Here is a 782-nt window from a genome sequence, read left to right as displayed (position 1 = left end):
ATGTGAGAACTACTTCGTTTCATGCGGATATGAGCCGGAATGATCGAAAAACGCTCTAATTTACGCCGCGATCTGCGCAAAATGTTCTGACGACGTACAAGGATGCACATGGCACGAACTTAAATAGTCGGGGGACTGGTCCAAAATTCAGGACCACCTCTGTTGATAACGAGATCGCCCGTTCCGATGCTATTGGTCGCCGAGATCGCATCCCAGCCGATGCCCGTCACCTGACCGGTGGAGGTGATGGTCAGGTTGCCGGAGATCGAGTTGGAGATCTGCATGCCATATTGGGCGCCAGTGACCGTACCGCTTGACGCAACTATCATATCGCCAGCACCATTCGCCTCGACATGGATGCCATTGCTGCCGCCCGAAACATCCGCAACGTTAATGGCGAGCCTGCCCGCTCTGACGGTGTTCAAAGCATAAATGCCGTAGCCCTGCTCCGAAGAAATGGCGCCGAAGGTAGCCTTTGATAGAGCAATAGCGAAGTTAAATACGTCAGTTTTATTATGATTATGGATAATTAACTAGGAAAGGTGAATCCAGCCCCGCGAACGGCATGAAATGGGAGTATCATGTTTGCTTTCATTGCCCTTTTTCGCAGGCGGCTAACGATTGTGTCCAAGTGCGAATAGTTGAATTCATATACATCCTCACCCAATGCCTCAACGAGAGTTTGTCGTTCGACGATCTCTCCACGCGCGTTGAACAGGCGACCTAGAGCGTTTTTCGATCATTCCGGCTCATATCCGCATGAAACGAAGTAGTTCTCACAT

2 protein-coding genes are annotated in these 782 nt (G+C 50.4%); both read right to left on the bottom strand.

Annotated features, from left to right (window positions below; genetic code table 11):
- Positions 1 to 119 precede the first annotated feature (119 nt).
- Positions 120 to 425 (bottom strand): hypothetical protein, encoded by a 306-nt coding sequence (locus IE243_RS22955; RefSeq protein WP_191321587.1) that lies wholly within the window; start codon positions 423 to 425, stop codon positions 120 to 122.
- A 104-nt stretch (positions 426 to 529) separates the two neighbouring features.
- A complete protein-coding gene (locus IE243_RS22950) occupies positions 530 to 718 on the bottom strand; it encodes a helix-turn-helix domain-containing protein (RefSeq protein WP_191321588.1) in 189 nt (62 codons plus the stop codon).
- Positions 719 to 782 lie beyond the last annotated feature (64 nt).

Source organism: Camelimonas fluminis (assembly GCF_014656355.1).
GTDB lineage: Bacteria > Pseudomonadota > Alphaproteobacteria > Rhizobiales > Beijerinckiaceae > Camelimonas > Camelimonas fluminis.
The sequence above is the reverse complement of the archived record's forward strand: the minus strand, read 5'-3'. Positions and strand labels throughout refer to the sequence as shown.